This is a genomic window from Streptomyces sp. LS-MS-L19, assembly GCF_058382285.1.
Genome location: NZ_JBYCLL010000001.1, coordinates 7,305,672 through 7,322,914 on the forward strand (window position 1 = coordinate 7,305,672; position 17,243 = coordinate 7,322,914).

At 71.9% G+C, this 17,243-nt stretch carries 13 protein-coding genes; 9 read left to right on the top strand and 4 right to left on the bottom strand.

Annotation, left to right across the window (positions count from 1 at the left end; all coding sequences use genetic code 11):
• Positions 1 to 18: 18 nt before the first annotated feature.
• The gene (locus AC2XR2_RS32680; protein ID WP_491516989.1) at positions 19 to 2,937 is read right to left on the bottom strand and encodes a SpoIIE family protein phosphatase; all 2,919 of its coding nucleotides are present in this window, start codon (positions 2,935 to 2,937) and stop codon (positions 19 to 21) included.
• Between the two features lie 168 nt (positions 2,938 to 3,105).
• Between AC2XR2_RS32680 and rutA the strand changes: the two genes are divergently transcribed.
• Positions 3,106 to 4,179 carry a pyrimidine utilization protein A gene (gene rutA, locus AC2XR2_RS32685; RefSeq protein WP_491516990.1) on the top strand — a complete coding sequence of 358 codons (1,074 nt, stop codon included), beginning with the start codon at positions 3,106 to 3,108 and terminating at the stop codon, positions 4,177 to 4,179.
• Between the two features lie 82 nt (positions 4,180 to 4,261).
• Here the strand turns inward: rutA and argG are convergent, their stop codons facing one another.
• On the bottom strand, positions 4,262 to 5,716 hold the full coding sequence (gene argG / locus AC2XR2_RS32690) for an argininosuccinate synthase (RefSeq protein ID WP_123763482.1): 1,455 nt from the start codon (positions 5,714 to 5,716) through the stop codon (positions 4,262 to 4,264).
• 655 nt (positions 5,717 to 6,371) lie between these two features.
• Here argG and miaB point away from each other — a divergent pair.
• The 3 genes from miaB to AC2XR2_RS32705 are packed head-to-tail and all read left to right on the top strand — an operon-like array spanning position 6,372 to position 8,940.
• Positions 6,372 to 7,898 (top strand): tRNA (N6-isopentenyl adenosine(37)-C2)-methylthiotransferase MiaB, encoded by a 1,527-nt coding sequence (gene miaB / locus AC2XR2_RS32695; RefSeq protein WP_491516991.1) that lies wholly within the window; start codon positions 6,372 to 6,374, stop codon positions 7,896 to 7,898.
• A gap of 27 nt (positions 7,899 to 7,925) precedes the next feature.
• Positions 7,926 to 8,222, top strand: coding sequence for a hypothetical protein (locus tag AC2XR2_RS32700; RefSeq protein ID WP_330264021.1), 297 nt, complete (start codon positions 7,926 to 7,928; stop codon positions 8,220 to 8,222).
• 10 nt (positions 8,223 to 8,232) lie between these two features.
• Complete coding sequence (locus AC2XR2_RS32705) at positions 8,233 to 8,940, top strand: class III extradiol dioxygenase subunit B-like domain-containing protein (RefSeq protein WP_491516992.1); 708 nt, start codon at positions 8,233 to 8,235, stop codon at positions 8,938 to 8,940.
• A 176-nt stretch (positions 8,941 to 9,116) separates the two neighbouring features.
• Here AC2XR2_RS32705 and AC2XR2_RS32710 read toward each other — a convergent pair whose 3' ends face one another.
• Both AC2XR2_RS32710 and AC2XR2_RS32715 read right to left on the bottom strand, forming a co-directional pair.
• Positions 9,117 to 9,383 (bottom strand): antitoxin, encoded by a 267-nt coding sequence (locus AC2XR2_RS32710; protein ID WP_381307730.1) that lies wholly within the window; start codon positions 9,381 to 9,383, stop codon positions 9,117 to 9,119.
• A 24-nt stretch (positions 9,384 to 9,407) separates the two neighbouring features.
• Positions 9,408 to 9,656 (bottom strand): hypothetical protein, encoded by a 249-nt coding sequence (locus tag AC2XR2_RS32715; protein WP_491516993.1) that lies wholly within the window; start codon positions 9,654 to 9,656, stop codon positions 9,408 to 9,410.
• Between the two features lie 269 nt (positions 9,657 to 9,925).
• Here AC2XR2_RS32715 and miaA point away from each other — a divergent pair, with 269 nt between their 5' ends.
• From miaA to AC2XR2_RS32740, 5 genes are all read left to right on the top strand, one after another.
• Entirely contained in the window at positions 9,926 to 10,864 is a 939-nt protein-coding gene (gene miaA, locus AC2XR2_RS32720) for a tRNA (adenosine(37)-N6)-dimethylallyltransferase MiaA (protein ID WP_491516994.1), read from the top strand.
• Positions 10,865 to 10,972: 108 nt separating this feature from the next.
• On the top strand, positions 10,973 to 11,476 hold the full coding sequence (locus AC2XR2_RS32725; RefSeq protein WP_330269581.1) for a hypothetical protein: 504 nt from the start codon (positions 10,973 to 10,975) through the stop codon (positions 11,474 to 11,476).
• A gap of 97 nt (positions 11,477 to 11,573) precedes the next feature.
• Positions 11,574 to 12,443 carry a diaminopimelate epimerase gene (gene dapF, locus AC2XR2_RS32730; RefSeq protein WP_381307722.1) on the top strand — a complete coding sequence of 290 codons (870 nt, stop codon included), beginning with the start codon at positions 11,574 to 11,576 and terminating at the stop codon, positions 12,441 to 12,443.
• 282 nt (positions 12,444 to 12,725) lie between these two features.
• On the top strand, positions 12,726 to 15,122 hold the full coding sequence (locus AC2XR2_RS32735; RefSeq protein ID WP_491516995.1) for a RelA/SpoT family protein: 2,397 nt from the start codon (positions 12,726 to 12,728) through the stop codon (positions 15,120 to 15,122).
• A gap of 456 nt (positions 15,123 to 15,578) precedes the next feature.
• A complete protein-coding gene (locus tag AC2XR2_RS32740; protein ID WP_491516996.1) occupies positions 15,579 to 17,129 on the top strand; it encodes a M1 family metallopeptidase in 1,551 nt (516 codons plus the stop codon).
• The last annotated feature ends 114 nt before the right edge of the window (positions 17,130 to 17,243 follow it).

The following is a 17,243-nucleotide window of genomic DNA, read 5'->3' on the forward strand; positions in this document are numbered from 1 at the left end:
CCGAACGGGCGCGCGGTGTCACAGCAGCGCGTCCCAGTCCCCGTCCCAGTCCCCGCCCAGGTCGGTGTCGAAGGCCGCGGCGCTCAGGAGCGGCACGTCCAACGGCTGTTCGGGGCCGCGCAGTGACTGTTCCGTCCAGATGCACTTGCCCGAGGGCGTGTAGCGGGCGCCCCAGTGGGTGGAGAGGGCCGAGATGAGCTGGAGGCCCCGGCCGCCCTCGTCGGTCTCCGTGGCGCGGCGGATGCGGGGCATGGTCTGGCTGCCGTCGTAGACCTCACAGATCAGCCCGGCGCTGTACAGGAGCCGGAGCCGGACCGGGCCCCTGGCGTGCCGGACGACGTTCCCGACCAGCTCGCTGACCAGGAGTTCCGTGGTGGGGGCGAGGTCGTCCAGCTCCCAGGCCGCCAGTTGCTCGCGGACATGGCGACGCGCCTGGCTCGCGGCCTTCGGGTCGTCGGGCAGCCGCCAGGAGGCCATCCGGTCGGCGGGCAGCGCGTGCAGGCGGGCGACCAGGAACGCCGCGTCGTCGGCCGCCTGCTGGTCCGTCGGCAGCAGACCCGCCGTCAGCGTGTCGCACAGGCGTTCAAGGTCTACGGCGGTCCCGTCCGCGTGGGCGGCGGCGAGCAGCCGCGCCAGCTCGGCCATGCCCTCGTCGATCTCCCGCTTGGCCGACTCCACCAGGCCGTCCGTGTACAGCACCAGCAGGCTGCCCTCGGGCACCTCCAACTCGGCGGTCTCGAAAGGCGGTTTCGCCGCGCCCAGCGGCGGGTCGGCGTCCGGCTCCGGGAAGTGCACCGAGCCGTCGGGGTGGACCAGGGCGGGCGGCGGGTGTCCGGCCCGCGCGAGGGAACAGACCCGGGTCGTGGAGTCGTAGAGCGCGTACAGGCAGGTGGCGTACGACGCCTCGCCCATGCCGCCGACGATGTCGTTGAGGTGGCCGAGGATCTCGGCGGGCGGCAGCTCCAGGTCGGCCAGGGTGTGCACCGCGGTCCGCAGTCGGCCCATGGTGGCCGCCTCCGGCAGGCCGTGACCCATGACGTCGCCGACGACCAGCGCGACCTGCCCCCCGGACAGCGGGATGATGTCGTACCAGTCGCCGCCCACGTCCGCGCCGGGACCGGCCGGCAGATAGCGCGCGGCCGCCGTGCACGCGGGCAGGTCGGGCAGCGCCTGGGGGAGCAGACTGCGCTGGAGTTCCCGGGACCGGGTGTGCTCGGCGTCGTAGAGCCGGGCCCGCTCCAGGGACTGGGCGAGGAGGGCGGCGATCGTGGTGAGCAGGGCGCGCTCCTCGTCGTCGAGGAGCCGGGGCCGGTCGAAGGAGACGACGCACACTCCGAAGGTGTGCCCGGAGGCCGTCAGCGGCAGGAACGCCCAGGACTTCTTGTCGCCGCGGGCGGGGAAGTCGGCCAGTTCGGGATAGCGGGCCGCGTACTCGTGGGGCGACGACATGAACAGCGGGTCGCCGGACTCGATCGTGTCCCAGGCGGGGTCGCCGGTGGTGGCCCGGGGGCGGCTGTCGAGGAGGGCGACGAACTCGGCGGGGTAGCCGACCGCGCCGACGTGGTGGAGCCGGTCGCCCTCGCTGACCTGGACCATGAGCCCGGCGGCGGCGAACGGGGGCAGCACCCGCCGGGCGACCGCGTCCACCACGTCCCGTGAGGTCGTCGCCTTGGCGAGCTCCGTGGTCAGCTCCGCGATCCGCAACGCCCGTTCGGCCGCGGCCCGTTCCGCCGCCTGCCGCTCCTCCGCGAGCCGGCGCTTCTCGGTGACGTCCTGGAAGTACAGGGTGCGCCCGTCGGGTCCGGGCACCAGCCGGACGTGCAGGCGCCGCGCGCAGTCCGCGATGTGCACGTCGAAGCCGGTGGGCCGCTCCTCGGCCGCCGCGGCCAGGCAGCTCTCCTTCAGCCCGGGGACCTGCCGGGTGGCCGCCAGGTCCCACAGCAGCCGCCCGAACAACTCCTCCTCCGAGAATCCGAGGAAGCGTTCCGCCTCCAGGTTCGCGAAGGTGATCCGCCACTCGTCGTCCACCGCGAGGAAGCCGTCGCTCATGTGCCGGAGGGCCCGGCTGAGCGCGTCCCGGGCGGTGCGCGACTCGTTGCTCTCCCAGCCGACCCCGATCATCCGCAGGGGTTCGCCCTGCTCGTCGTAGGTCGCCCGGCCGCGCGCCTGGGTCCACCCCCAGCTGCCGTCCAGCCGCCGCACGCGGTACTCGGCCTCGTAGACGGAGTGGTCGAGGATGGCCCGCTGCGCCGCCGCGAGGGTGGGGGCCAGGTCGTCGGGGTGGACGATCCGCATCCAGTTGTCGATCCTGCCGGTGAAGTCGGCGGGACGGGTGCCGTAGAGCGCGAGGGCCGCCTCGTCCCAGACCAGGTCGCCGCTGCGGATGTCCCAGTCCCACGAACCGACCTGGACCTCCTTCAGGGCGTGCCGCAGCCGCTCGCCGTGCAGCTCCGACTGCGGGGGACCGGACGGCCGCGGGGCCTGGGCCATGCGGTCCTCGGTCCAGGCGACCACGTCCCGCAGGAAGTTCCAGTGCTCCGGGGTGGGCTCGCCCCGCTCACCCGCCACGACGGTCAGCGCGCCGATGCTGCGTCTGCCGCTGAACACCGGGAGGGCCGCGAGGCCGGTGCCGGGCCAGGTGCCCTGCTCGGGCGGGTCCTGGTCGGGGGAGAGCGGCACCCACACGCCTTTGCCGCGCTGGAGCGCGCGGGCCGGGGCCAGCGGGCCCTCCTGGTCGACGATCTCCCAGGAGCGGGTGAGGGCGGGCGGCAGGCCGACGGACGACACCAGGCGCAGGGCGGACATCGGGCCGCGCAGATGCATCGTTCCGCCGAGCGCGCTCAGCTCGCCGACCGCGTGCCCGAGCGCCAGCCGGAAGACCTCGCTCTCCGTCGTGCCGGGGGCCACTGTGCCGAGAAGAGCGAGCCGCGCGTTCATGAAGGGAACTTATCGTTCCCGATCGCTTTCGAAACCCTGCTTCACAGTTCCGACCCGGGCGACTCCTTCACTTCCTCACCTCAACTGCCGCTGAATCACGGCAAGTTGCTGAAATCCCGGACGTGTACCGTGCCGTCGGACGGGCAGTCTCCGATCATGAGGAGCGGCATGGACATCGGTGTCTTCATCCCCATAGGCAACAACGGCTGGCTCATCTCGAAGAGTTCCCCGCAGTACATGCCGACGTTCGAGCTCAACAAGGCCGTCGTCCAGAAGGCCGAGGAGCACGGGTTCGATTTCGCCCTGTCCATGATCAAGCTCAAGGGCTTCGGCGGGGAGACCGAGTTCTGGGACCACTGCCTGGAGTCGTTCACGCTGATGGCGGGCCTGGCCGCGGTGACCGAGCGGATCAAGCTGTACGCCTCCACGCCGATCCTCGCCCTGCCGCCGGCCGTCGTCGCCCGCATGGCGGTCACCGTCGACTCCATCGCCCCCGGCCGCTTCGGGGTCAACATCGTCACCGGGTGGGCGCCCGGCGAGTACGCGCAGATGGGCGTCTGGCCCGGCGACGAGCACTTCGGCAACCGGTACGCGCGTGCCGAGGAGTACGTGACGGTGATGAAGGAGCTGTGGAGCGAGGGCGTCAGCAACTTCAAGGGCGCGTTCTACGAGATGGACGACTGCGTGCTCTCGCCGCGCCCCGCGGGCGGGCACATCGACATCGTGGCCGCGGGGCAGAGCGGTACGGGGATGCGGTTCGCCGCGGAGCACGCCGACTACAACTTCATCCTGGGCAGCGGGGTGAACACCCCGCTGGCGTTCTCGGACAGCGCGGCCACGCTGGTGGCGGCGGCGCGGGAGACCGGCCGGGACGTGGGCGCGCTGTCGCTGTTCATGGTCATCGCCGACGAGACGGACGAAGCCGCCCGCGCGAAATGGCAGTCGTACCACGACGGCGCCGACCATGCGGCGCTCGCCTACATGGCGGGGGAGTCGGCCACGGACACCAGCGCCGACGACTCCTCCACGGCCCGCACCATCGTGTTGCCCGAGGGCGCGGTGAACTTCAACATGGGCACGCTGGTGGGGTCGTACGAGAGCGTCGCCCGCATGCTCGACGAGATCGCCGGGGTCGAGGGAACCAAGGGGATCATGCTGGTCTTCGACGACTTCCTCGAGGGGATCGAGAGGTTCGGGACGCGGATCCAGCCGTTGATGGCGTCGCGGGCGGACCGGACGTGAGAGAGGGCCGGTGCGCTGCCGCACCGGCCCTCTCCGTCCAGACCGTCAAGCCTTCGTTTCTCCTACGACGGCCAGGGCGCCGTCAGTCCGTGCCGAACTCCATCGCCGCCCGGTCCAGGAGGGCCTCGTCCTCCGAGACCTCGCCGCGGGAGGCGATCGCCTCGGCGCCGCCCTCGGGGAGTTCCGGCATGGTGCCGATGAGGCCCGTCGCCGCGGCCTGGGACGCGCCGATCGTGGGGCTGCCGGTGCCGATCAGGCCGAGGCCCGCGTACTGCTCCAGCTTGGCGCGGGAGTCGGCGATGTCGAGGTTGCGCATGGTGAGCTGGCCGATCCGGTCCACCGGGCCGAAGGCCGAGTCCTCGGTGCGCTCCATGGACAGCTTGTCCGGGTGGTACGAGAACGCCGGACCCGTGGTGTCGAGGATCGAGTAGTCCTCGCCCCGCCGCAGCCGCAGGGTGACCTCACCCGTGACCGCCGCGCCGACCCACCGCTGGAGCGACTCGCGGATCATCAGGGCCTGCGGGTCCAGCCAGCGGCCCTCGTACATGAGACGGCCCAGGCGCCGGCCCTCGTTGTGGTACTGGGCGAGGGTGTCCTCGTTGTGGATCGCGTTGACGAGACGCTCGTAGGCCGCGTGGAGCAGCGCCATGCCGGGCGCCTCGTAGATGCCGCGGCTCTTCGCCTCGATGATCCGGTTCTCGATCTGGTCGGACATGCCGAGGCCGTGCCGGCCGCCGATCGCGTTGGCCTCCATGACCAGGTCGACGGCGGAGCCGAACTCCTTGCCGTTGATGGTCACCGGGCGGCCCTGGTCGAAGCCGATCGTCACGTCCTCGGGCGCGATCTCGACCGACGGGTCCCAGAACCTGACGCCCATGATCGGGTCGACGGTCTCGATGCCGGTGTTGAGGTGCTCCAGGGTCTTGGCCTCGTGCGTGGCGCCCCAGATGTTGGCGTCGGTGGAGTACGCCTTCTCGGTCGAGTCCCGGTACGGCAGCTGGTGCGCGACCAGCCACTCCGACATCTCCTTGCGGCCGCCGAGCTCGGTCACGAAGTCCGCGTCCAGCCACGGCTTGTAGATCCGCAGGTTCGGGTTGGCGAGCAGGCCGTAGCGGTAGAACCGCTCGATGTCGTTGCCCTTGAAGGTCGAACCGTCGCCCCAGATCTGGACGTTGTCCTCCATCATCGCCCGCACCAGGAGCGTGCCGGTGACGGCACGGCCCAGCGGGGTGGTGTTGAAGTACGCCCGCCCGCCCGAGCGGATGTGGAACGCCCCGCAGGTGAGCGCGGCCAGGCCCTCCTCGACCAGCGCGGCCCGGCAGTCGACCAGGCGCGCGATCTCGGCACCGTAGGTCTTCGCGCGGCCGGGCACCGAGTCGATGTCGGGCTCGTCGTACTGGCCGATGTGCGCGGTGTAGGTGCACGGGATGGCGCCCTTGTCGCGCATCCACGCGACCGCGACGGAGGTGTCGAGACCGCCGGAGAAGGCGATGCCGACGCGCTCGCCGGCGGGGAGGGACGTGAGGACCTTGGACATAGGAAGATTATGCATCACGACGCATGGTCATGCAAAGCCCCTGGGCGGGCCCCCAAACGTGATTCACGTCATCCGCGCGGCGCCGCTTCAAGGGCCACCAGGTCGACCGCGTCTCCGTTGACCTCCGCGCACGAACAGTCCGTCGGCCCCGGCGATGGCGTACGTGGCCGGGGTGTGCACGGACGCGTGGCTCAGGTCCGGGAACAGTTCCGCGGCCACCTCCTCGATCTTCCGCCGTGCGATGTCCCGGGCCTCCAGGGCCTAGGCGCAGGAAGTCCGGCTCGGTGACCAGGGACTTCGTCACGTCCGCGCTCGGGGTGGCGCCGGTGCGGGCGGCCGGGCATGCGCAAGCTCTGGGCGTAGGCGACCGCAACGACCCCACGCCGACATCGGCGAGCTCGGTGGTCTCCTGGAGGGCGACATCGGTTCGCCGCTCTGCCGGCAGCCGCTGCGCCGCGCACACCAGCGCGTTCCTGGTCCGCTCCGGGCGCCGGTCGAGGCGCCTCGGGGCGGTCTCCTCGGCCATGGCGCCCTCCGTTCCCGCCCATGCTGCCGCCGCGGGCCGACGTCAGGCACAGGGTGGCGACCGAGGCCCTCCGGGGACCGCGGGATGAGGCGATCCTTGGCGGCTCCGTGGAGCGCCTACCCTTGACTCATGACCAGCAGCAGCGACCGGAGCCCGGCAGTGGACGTTTCATCTCCGAAAACGTACGAAGTGCGCACCTACGGGTGCCAGATGAACGTCCACGACTCCGAGCGATTGTCCGGACTGCTGGAGGAGGCGGGGTACGTGCCCGCGCCCGAGGGCTCCGACGGGGACGCGGACGTCGTCGTCTTCAACACCTGCGCGGTGCGGGAGAACGCCGACAACCGCCTCTACGGCAACCTCGGCCGCCTCGCGCCCCGGAAGGCCTCGCGGCCCGGCATGCAGATCGCCGTCGGCGGCTGCCTCGCCCAGAAGGACCGCGACACCATCGTCAAGAAGGCGCCCTGGGTCGACGTCGTCTTCGGCACGCACAACATCGGCAAGCTGCCGGTCCTGCTGGAACGCGCGCGCGTGCAGGAGGAGGCGCAGGTCGAGATCGCCGAGTCCCTGGAGGCGTTCCCGTCCACCCTGCCGACCCGCCGCGAGAGCGCCTACGCGGCCTGGGTGTCGATCTCCGTCGGCTGCAACAACACCTGCACCTTCTGCATCGTCCCGGCCCTGCGCGGCAAGGAGAAGGACCGCCGTACCGGCGACATCCTCGCCGAGATCGAGACCCTGGTCGGCGAGGGCGTCTCCGAGATCACGCTGCTCGGGCAGAACGTCAACGCGTACGGCTCCGACATCGGCGACCGCGAGGCCTTCAGCAAGCTGCTGCGGGCCTGCGGCACCATCGAGGGCCTGGAGCGCGTCCGCTTCACCTCGCCCCACCCCCGCGACTTCACGGACGACGTGATCGCGGCGATGGCGGAGACCCCGAACGTCATGCCCCAGCTCCACATGCCGCTCCAGTCCGGTTCGGACACCGTCCTGAAGGCGATGCGCCGCTCCTACCGCCAGGACCGCTACCTCGGGATCATCGAGAAGGTCCGCGCCGCCATGCCGGACGCCGCGATCTCGACCGACATCATCGTGGGCTTCCCCGGCGAGACCGAGGAGGACTTCGAGCAGACCATGCACGTGGTCCGCGAGGCCCGTTTCACCAACGCCTTCACCTTCCAGTACTCCAAGCGCCCGGGGACCCCCGCGGCGACCATGGAGGGGCAGATCCCCAAGGAGGTCGTGCAGTCGCGCTACGAGCGGCTCGTCGCCCTCCAGGAGGAGATCTCCTGGGAGGAGAACAAGAAGCAGGTCGGCCGCACCCTGGAGCTGATGGTCGCCGAGGGCGAGGGCCGCAAGGACGGCGCCACCCACCGCCTCTCCGGCCGTGCCCCCGACAACCGCCTGGTCCACTTCACCAAGCCCGACCAGGAGGTCCGCCCCGGCGACGTCGTCACGGTCGAGATCACCTACGCCGCCCCCCACCACCTCCTCGCCGAGGGCGCCGTCCTCGACGTGCGCCGCACGCGCGCGGGCGACGCGTGGGAGAAGCGCAACGCGGCCGAAGCCGCCGCGCCCGCGGGTGTCATGCTGGGCCTCCCGAAGATCGGGGTTCCCGAGCCGCTGCCGGCGGCCACGGGCGGCTGCGCGGCGCACTGAGCGCCGCAGGGGGCAAGGGGCGGGGCCATGGCGCGCTGGGTGGTGGTCGTCGACCGCAGCATCGGCAACCAGAACGACGTCGACGAGGTGGCGCACTTCGAGGGCACCCGGGACGAGGCCCGGGCCCGTCTGTACGAGATCGCCTGCACCCACCGCCCGGGCGTCGGCCTGCGCCAGAAGCGCCGCCAGGTCTACCGGATGGCTGACGGGGACGCCTACTACGTCAACGTCGAAGGCGCGATCAGCACGCACCGCGTGGTGTACCGGCTCGCCGAGCTGGCCTGGAGCACCCATCCGGAGTCCTGGCCCTGGGCCTGGAAGTAGGCTCGCGACCATGCTTGTCGCCGCCGCCGTCTGCCCCTGCCCACCGCTCCTCGTGCCCGAGGTCGCCGCGGGCGCCGCGCCCGAGCTGGACGCCGCGCGTGCCGCGTGCACGGACGCGCTGGGCGTGCTCGCCGCCGCCCGGCCGGATCTCCTCGTGGTCGTCGGTCCCGCCGAGCAGAGCGGGCGCGGTGTGCTGCCGGAGGGCACCCGCGGGTCGTTCCGCGGTTTCGGTGTGGAGGTCGACGTACAATTGGGCCGGGACGGGGAGTCCGAGCGCGAACTGCCCACCTCCCTCGCCGTCGCCGCCTGGCTCCTGGCGCGCACCGGCTGGTCCGATGCCCCGATCGAGGGACTCGGTGTGGGGGAACCGCTGGAGCCCGAGCGGTGTATCCAGACCGGGAGGGGAATCGCCGCCCGGGCCGAGCGGGTGGCGTTGCTGGTGATGGGCGACGCCAGCGCCTGCCGCACGCTCAAGGCACCCGGTTACCTCGACGAGCGCGCGGCCCCTTTCGACGCGGAGGTCGCGCGGGCCCTGGGCGCGGCCGACGCGGCGGCCCTGCGCGCGCTGGACACCGACCTGGCGTACGAGCTCAAGGCCTCCGGCCGCGCGCCCTGGCAGGTCCTCGCGGGCGCCGCCGAGGGGGCGGACCTGGGCGGCTCGCTGCTGTACGAGGACGCGCCCTACGGCGTGGGGTACGTGGTCGCGACCTGGTCGTGACGTCGTGGCAGGGCCGTGGCGGCCGTAGTAGCGCCGTAGGGGTCGTAGCAGGGCCGTAGGGGAGTCCGGACCGCCCGGGCCCGCCCGGGATGCCGGGACCGCCCCAGACCGCCCGGACAACGGCGGACGGCCGGGGGCGTCTGCCCGCGGCCGTCCGTCGGTGTGCCGTGCGCCGTTCAGGAAGCGGGCGGCGGTGAGGCCGGTGGCGTGGTGCCGCCGGGTCCCTCCGTGCCGTCCTTGTGCGCGAGTCGGTCCATGGCGTGCTTGGCCTTGCCCGTGCCCGTGTGGATCCTGTCGCTGTACTTGCCCTTGGTCTTCTCGTCCACGACCTTCGCGGCCTTGTCGAGGCCGTGCTGGATCTTGCCCCCGTGCTGTTGCGCGAGGCCGGAGACCTTGTCCTTCGCCGGGCTGAGCTTGGCCTTGAAATTGTCCAGGAGACCCATCGTTCGCCTTCCCACGCGGGGCAGTTACGTGCGGGCGCCCTCACCGGCCTCACGATCGGCCGCGTCCTCGGCGGACTGCTGCTTGGGGATCTCGACGTCGTCGGCAGCGGCCTCCTCGACGGCCTCCGTCGCCGTCGACGCGTCCGTGTCCTCGGCTCCCGCCGCCTCGGTGACCTCGGCCCCGACCTTGTCGCCGGCCTTGTCGTCGACCTTGGGACCGGCCGTGGCCTCGGTCGCATCCTCTGCCGCTGCCGCCTCGTCCGCCGCGGGCACGGCCGCTCGGGTGTCGGCCTGCGTCTCGGCGGTTGACGCCTCCTCCGTAGCCTTCGACCTCCGGAGAAGTCGTGCGAAAACGCCCATATCCACTCCATACGTTACTCGTGCGGGGGAAATCCCGCGTCGTCCGGTGCGCCCGTCTGCGCCACCCGGATCGCCGCCTCCAGGGACAGAGCGGCGGAACCACGCAACTGGCAACGACGCCGGGGCCGGGCCGTCACGTAACTCGTTCGAGGTGGGGCTCGGAGGTTTGCGAGACTGGGGCGGTGAGCAGCGCACCCCCCGCCCCCCGCGTCATCGCCGTCGTCGGACCCACCGCGGCCGGAAAGTCCGATCTGGGCGTCTTCCTCGCCCAGCGCCTGGGAGGCGAGGTCGTCAACGCCGACTCCATGCAGCTCTACCGAGGGATGGACATCGGCACCGCCAAGCTGACGCCCCAGGAGCGCGACGGCGTCCCGCACCACCTCCTGGACATCTGGGACGTCACGGTCACGGCCTCCGTCGCCGAGTACCAGCGGCTCGCCCGCGCCAGGATCGAGGCCCTGCTCGCCGAGGGCCGCTGGCCGATCCTCGTCGGCGGCTCCGGGCTGTACGTCCGCGGGGCCGTCGACAATCTGGAGTTCCCCGGCACCGACCCCGACGTCAGGGCCCGCCTGGAGGACGAGCTCGTCCTGCGCGGCTCCGGCGCGCTGCACGCCCGTCTCGCCGCCGCCGACCCCGGCGCCGCGCGGGCGATCCTGCCCAGCAACGGCCGCCGTATCGTCCGGGCCCTGGAGGTCATCGAGATCACCGGCAAACCCTTCACGGCGAACCTCCCCGGCCATGACTCCGTCTACGACACCCTCCAGATCGGCGTCGACGTGGCCCGGCCCGAGCTCGACGAGCGCATCGCGCGCCGGGTCGACCGGATGTGGGACGCGGGACTCGTGGACGAGGTGCGGGAGCTCGAGGCGCGCGGGTTGCGCGAGGGGCGCACGGCCTCGCGCGCACTCGGGTACCAGCAGGTGCTCGCGGCGCTCACGGGGGAGTGCACGATGGAGGACGCGCGGGCCGAGACCGTACGGGCCACGAAACGCTTCGCGCGCCGCCAGGATTCATGGTTCAGGCGCGACCCGCGGGTGCATTGGTTGAGTGGGGCTGCGGCGCATCTCACAGAACTTCCGCAGCTCGCACTGGCGTTGGTCGAACGACCGGTTACAGCCTGATCACGTCCTGGCATCGGGACGCTCCGGCCGTCATCCCGGCCTCCGGCGCCGTGCCATCATCGAGCTTCGATCGACCAAGTGGAGTCCGAGTTGGGAGGGCGCGTGGCGATGGAGGCCGGCCCTCGCGACACCGCACACGGCACCGAGCCCCTCACCGTCGAGAGCGGTGAACCGGAGCAGGACGGAACCCGTCTGAGCCCCGACGGGCTCGACGAGGTGCCGGACGGTGTGACCGACGACGGCCCCGAGCCCGAGGAGATGTTCGCGGCCGGGGAAGAGGTCGAGGTCGAGCTGCGCCCGCAGCGCCGCCTGCGCATCTGGCAGCTCGCCCCCATCGTCACGCTGGCCGCGGTCGGCTCCCTGATGTTCGCCTTCCCGCTGGCCTTCGACTTCGGCGACAGCGGAGCGGTGATCGCGATGCTGGGCCTGCTGATCTGCTCGTGCGCGGCGGGCTGGGGAATGATGGCGGCGCGGCGCGTTGGTTACACGTGGCCGGGCCTGCCGCAGAGGGGTTCGGACCGGCGCGCGGACTGGCGGGTCGTACTGGCGTACCTGCTGCTGGTGGCAGTGGTGATCGTTCTCGCCGTGTGGCGTGTGGCAAGGCTGCGCTGAAGCTCCTCGGGGGGCGGGGCTGTATCGATGTGCGGCTCCGCCGCGTGGGCGCGACCAGCCCCCACCGGCTCGCGGTCGAAGAACTACCATCGAGCACATGAGCACGCGGATCCCCTTCCTCAAGGGTCACGGCACCGAGAACGACTTCGTGATCGTCCCGGACCCGGAGAACACCCTCGACCTGCCGCCGGAGACCGTCGCCGCCCTCTGCGACCGCCGGGCCGGCATCGGCGGTGACGGTCTGCTCCACGTCGTGCGATCCGCGTCACACCCCGAGGCCGCGCACCTGGCGTCCGAGGCCGAGTGGTTCATGGACTACCGCAACGGCGACGGTTCGGTCGCCGAGATGTGCGGCAACGGCGTACGCGTCTTCGCCCGCTACCTCCAGCGCGCCGGCCATGTCACCGAGGGCGACCTCGCCGTGGCCACGCGCGGCGGGGTGAAGACCGTGCACATCGACAAGGCGGGCGACGTCACCGTGGGCATGGGCAGGGCGCTGCTCCCCGCCGGTGACGTCACCGTGAGCGTCGGCGAGCGGGACTGGCCCGCGCGGAACGTGAACATGGGCAACCCGCACGCCGTCGCCTTCGTGGACGACCTCGCGCACGCCGGTGACCTGTACTCCCCGCCGCCCTTCAGCCCGGCCGCCGCCTACCCGGACGGGGTCAACGTCGAGTTCGTCGTCGACCGCGGCCCCCGTCACGTCGCGATGCGCGTGCACGAGCGCGGCTCCGGCGAGACCCGCTCCTGCGGCACCGGCGCGTGTGCCGTCGCCGTCGCCGCCGCCCGCAGGGACGGCGCCGACCCGGCGGTCACCGGCACCCCGGTGACCTACACCGTGGACGTGCCCGGCGGCACCCTCGTGATCACCGAGCGGGCGGACGGCGAGATCGAGATGACCGGCCCCGCGGTGATCGTCGCCGAGGGCGAGATCGACGCCGACTGGCTTGAAAACGCCGTTCGTTGACCATATGAACGACGGTATGCAGAGTGCCTGAGGCATGGAACCGAAGCCTCCGGAGCTCTGCGCCAGGGGAATGTGTGAGCGTTCGCGCTTCAGGCGGCGCGAAATCGTAAACCTGTGAACCGTCGCTCGAATGGGTGATCCGTTTCACGCTCGCCGAGAGGCGGTCAGCCGGGCGTGATGGGCTCGGTAGCATCAAGCACCGGCCCGGACGGGGGAATGCCATCCCCTGAGCCGTGTCCGCCATGGGGCACCCCGTCCGCCGGTCCACAGCCGGAGGTGCCCATGAGTGCGGAGGCCACGAACCCCGCGACCCCAGGTCCGGTGACAGGTGCGGCCGCCCGTTGGCGGGCGCGGATCGACCTGCGCCGCCTGGGCCGCGCCGCGCTGCTCGGCCCTGCCGCCCGTGACCGGCTGCCCGACGCCATCAGCCATGTCGCCGAGGCCCACCGCGCCCACCACCCCGACGCCGACCTCGAACCCCTGCGCCGCGCCTGGTTCCTGGCCGAGTCCTCGCACCGCGGGCAGATGCGCAAGAGCGGTGAGCCGTACATCACCCACCCGCTCGCCGTCACCCTGATCCTGGCCGAACTCGGCGCCGAGACCACCACCTTGACCGCCTCCCTGCTCCACGACACCGTCGAGGACACCGAGGTGACGCTGGATCAGGTGGGCGAGGAGTTCGGCGAGGAGGTCCGCTTCCTCGTCGACGGCGTCACCAAGCTGGAGAAGGTCGACTACGGCGCCGCCGCCGAGCCCGAGACCTTCCGCAAGATGCTCGTCGCCACCGGCAACGACGTCCGTGTGATGTCGATCAAACTCGCCGACCGGCTGCACAACATGCGCACCCTCGGCGTGATGCGCCCCGAGAAACAGGCCCGCATCGCCAAGGTCACCCGCGACGTCCTCATCCCGCTCGCCGAACGCCTCGGCGTCCAGGCCCTCAAGACCGAGCTGGAGGACCTGGTCTTCGCGATCCTCCACCCCGAGGAGTACGAGCACACCCGCGAGCTGATCGTCGACAACGCCTCCCGCGCGGACGACCCGCTCGCCGAGATCGCCGACGAGGTGCGCGGGGTGCTGCGCGAGGCCGGCATCCAGGCCGAGGTCGTCATCCGGCCGCGGCACTTCGTCTCCGTGCACCGCACGGCCCGCAAGCGGGGGCGGCTGCGCGGCGCGGACTTCGGCCGCCTGCTGGTCCTGGTCGGCGAGGACGCGGACTGTTACGCCGTCCTGGGCGAGCTGCACACCTGTATGACGCCGGTCGTCTCGGAGTTCAAGGACTTCATCGCCGTACCGAAGTTCAACCTGTACCAGTCGCTGCACACCGCCGTGGCCCGCGGCGACGGCCAGGTCGTCGAAGTCCTCATCCGTACGCACCAGATGCACAAGGTCGCCGAGGCCGGGGTGGTCGCGCTCGGCAACCCGTACGTGGGCTCCCCGGAGGAGTCCGGGGCGGTCGACGAGGAGCGGGTCGACCCCACCCGGCCCGGCTGGCTCTCCCGCCTCCTCGACTGGCAGGCGGCCGCGCCCGACGCCGACACCTTCTGGTCGACCCTGCGCGAGGATCTCGCCCAGGACCGCGAGATCACCGTCTTCCGGCCCGACGGCGGCACCCTGGGGCTGCCCGAGGGGGCGACCTGTGTGGACGCCGCGTACGCGCAGTACGGCGAGGACGCGCACGCGTGTCTCGGCGCTCGCGTCAACGGCCGCCTGGCGACGCTGAGCACCGTTCTGAAGGACGGCGACACCGTCCAGCTCCTCATGGGGCAGGACCCCGCCGCCGAGCCCTCCAAGGAGTGGCTGGAGCACGCGCACACGCCCGCGGCCCGGATCGCGATCCAGCGGTGGATCGCTACGCATCCGTCGCATGATGCGGCGGAGGGGGGCGTGGAGCGCGGGGCTGCGGTTTTGGCTACTGAGAAGGGGAGGGCGCGGGGTGCTCAGGGTGACGTGAGGTCCCTGAGGCCGGCCGAGTCCGCGTCGGGTGTCGCTGGAGGGGGTGCCCTCGGGTCTGTTGCCGCCGAGCGGGGTGTCACGGGGCCGGGTTCCGGGGAGTTGGGCGTCGCCGAGCCCGGTCCTGCGGAGCTGGGCATCACCGAGCCGGGTCCTGCGGAGCGGGGCATCACCGAGCCTGGTCCTGCGGAGCTGGGCGCCGCCGACACGCCCGACCGCGGGTACCGGCCCGCCGCCGCGTCGCCGACCGCCACCGACCAGGCCGAGGCCCGCACCGGCACCGCCAACGCCCTCGTCGACCAGCCCGGCGCGACCGTACGGCTCGCCGGGTGCTGCACGCCCGTACCGCCCGACGAGATCACCGGCTTCGCGGTACGCGGCGGAGTGGTCACCGTGCACCGCGTCGAGTGCTCGGCGGTGGAGCGTATGCAGAGCATGGGGCGCAAAGAGGTCGGTGTGCGCTGGGGTGACACCGCCGAGTGCCGGGTCACCCTGTTCGCCGAATCGTTCGGCCGCCCGCACCTCCTGGCCGACCTCACCGAGGCCATGGCGATCGAGGGGGCCGAGATCGTCTCCGCGACCGTCGAACCGCCCAGCCAACAGCGCGTGCGCCACACGTACACCGTCCAGCTGCCGGACGCGGCCCTGCTGCCCTCCCTGATGCGGGCCATGCGGAACGTGGCGGGCGTCTACGACGTGAGCAGGGCACAGACGCCGGGGGCCTGACGGGGGCAGCCGAGCCGGGGGCCCGGCGCAGTCACGCGCGGGCCGCCGGGTAGGTCCGGCCGCGAGGGCGGCACTCGGGTCCCGGGGGTCCGGCGTTGCACCCGCACCCCGCCACACGCGTGTGGTCGCTCGTCGCAGGACCTTATGCACCACCTCAGCGGGCCACGGGCGTCGCCTCGGGGAGCCACGAGCACCCCTCGACGGACTGCTGGTGTCGCCTTGGCAGGCCACCCGCGTCGCCTCAAGGGGCTGCCCGCGTTGCTTCAGCAGACCGGCTGTGTCGCCTTGACGGACCGCCCGCGTCACGTCAGCGGACGGCACGCGTCGCCTCAGCAGACCGCCCGTGTCCCCTCCACGAACCGCCCGCGTCGCCCAGACGGGACCGGAAGACCTCGTTCGGGTGGGCCGGTTGCGCGTCGTCGCTGTGTCGGTCGTGTGCGCTGGTAGCGGTGGTGCATGCCGCTCACCCCCCGCAGTCACGCCCAGCCAGCCCGCGTACGGTCCGCCCACGGCGACCGTTCGGGCTCCGGTGCCCTCCGTCGTCGTACCGGAGCCTCCCGGCGCCGCACAGCGGCCGCGCTGCTCGCCTCCGCCGTCTCCGTCTGCCTGCTCGCCGCGAGTGCCCCGGCCGCGCCGCTCGGGGTCGGTGACCGCCTCTTCCCGTACCTGGGCAACCCCGGCTACGACGTGGCGTCGTACGACCTCTCCTTCACCTATTCGGGCAGCAACAGCAAGCCGCTCACGGCCGTCACCACGATCGACGCCTGGACGACGACCGAACTCGACCGCGTCAACCTCGACTTCGCGCACGGCGATGTCCAGTCCGTGGAGGTCGACGGTCGGCCCGCCGCCTTCAGCAGTGCCGGTGAAGACCTCGTCGTCACCCCCGACGGGCCGCTGCCCGGTGGCAGCTGGATGCGGATCACCGTCCGGCACACCAGCGACCCCGTCCCCGCGGGCGACCGAGACGGCGGCTGGGTGCGTACCGCGGACGGGCTCGCCATGGCCAACCAGGCGGACGTCGCCCACCTGGTGTTCCCCTGCAACGACCACCCCTCCGACAAGGCCAGGTTCACCATCCGGGTCACCGCGCCGGACGGCTACACGGCCGTCGCCAACGGTCTGCCGACCGACGTGGACCGGGCCGGCCGGACCACCACATGGACGTACCGCACCCAGCACCCCATGGCCACCGAGCTCGCGCAGGTGTCCATCGGCCGTTCCACCGTGCTGCGCCGCAGCGGACCACATGGACTTCCCGTGCGGGACGTGGTGCCCACCCAGGACCGCGCCGCACTGGAACCCTGGCTCAAGAAGACCCCCGCGCAGATCGCATGGATGGAGGACAGGGTCGGGCCGTACCCCTTCGAGACCTACGGCATCCTCATGGCCGCCGCCGACACCGGCTTCGAGTTGGAAACTCAAACCCTGTCCCTCTTTGAGAAGGACCTGTTCACCGAGCCCGCCTACCCCAAGTGGTACGTCGAGTCGATCATGGTGCATGAGCTCGCCCACCAGTGGTTCGGCGACAGCGTCAGCCCCCGCACCTGGTCCGACCTGTGGCTCAACGAAGGACACGCCACCTGGTACGAGGCCCTGTACGCGGAGGCGAAGGCGGGCCGGACCCTGGACGCCCGTATGAAGGCCGCGTACGGCGCCTCCGACCGCTGGCGCGAAGCCGGCGGACCGCCCGCCCTGCCGAAGGCGCCCAAGCCCGGCCAGAAGATCGGCATCTTCCGCCCGAACGTCTACGACGGCGCCGCGCTCGTCCTGTACGCCCTGCGCCAGGAAATCGGCCGCACGTCCTTCGAGACCCTGGAACGGGCCTGGGTGCAGCAACACCGGGACGGTACGGCCACGACCGCCGACTTCGTCCGTCTCGCCTCCGAGATCTCCGGGCGCGACCTCGGCGGCTTCCTCCACGACTGGCTCTACGCCGAGAAGACCCCGCCGATGCCCGGGCACCCGGACTGGAAGGCCGTGGCAGCCGTCCTTCCCGTGAAATAAGGCGGTGACGAGACGCCCCGTGCCGTGCGACCATCTTCAGGTCGGCGCGGCACGGGACACGGGAATCTCCCGGGGTACTCGTGCGTTGACCAAGATGACCGCGGTGGCGATGTG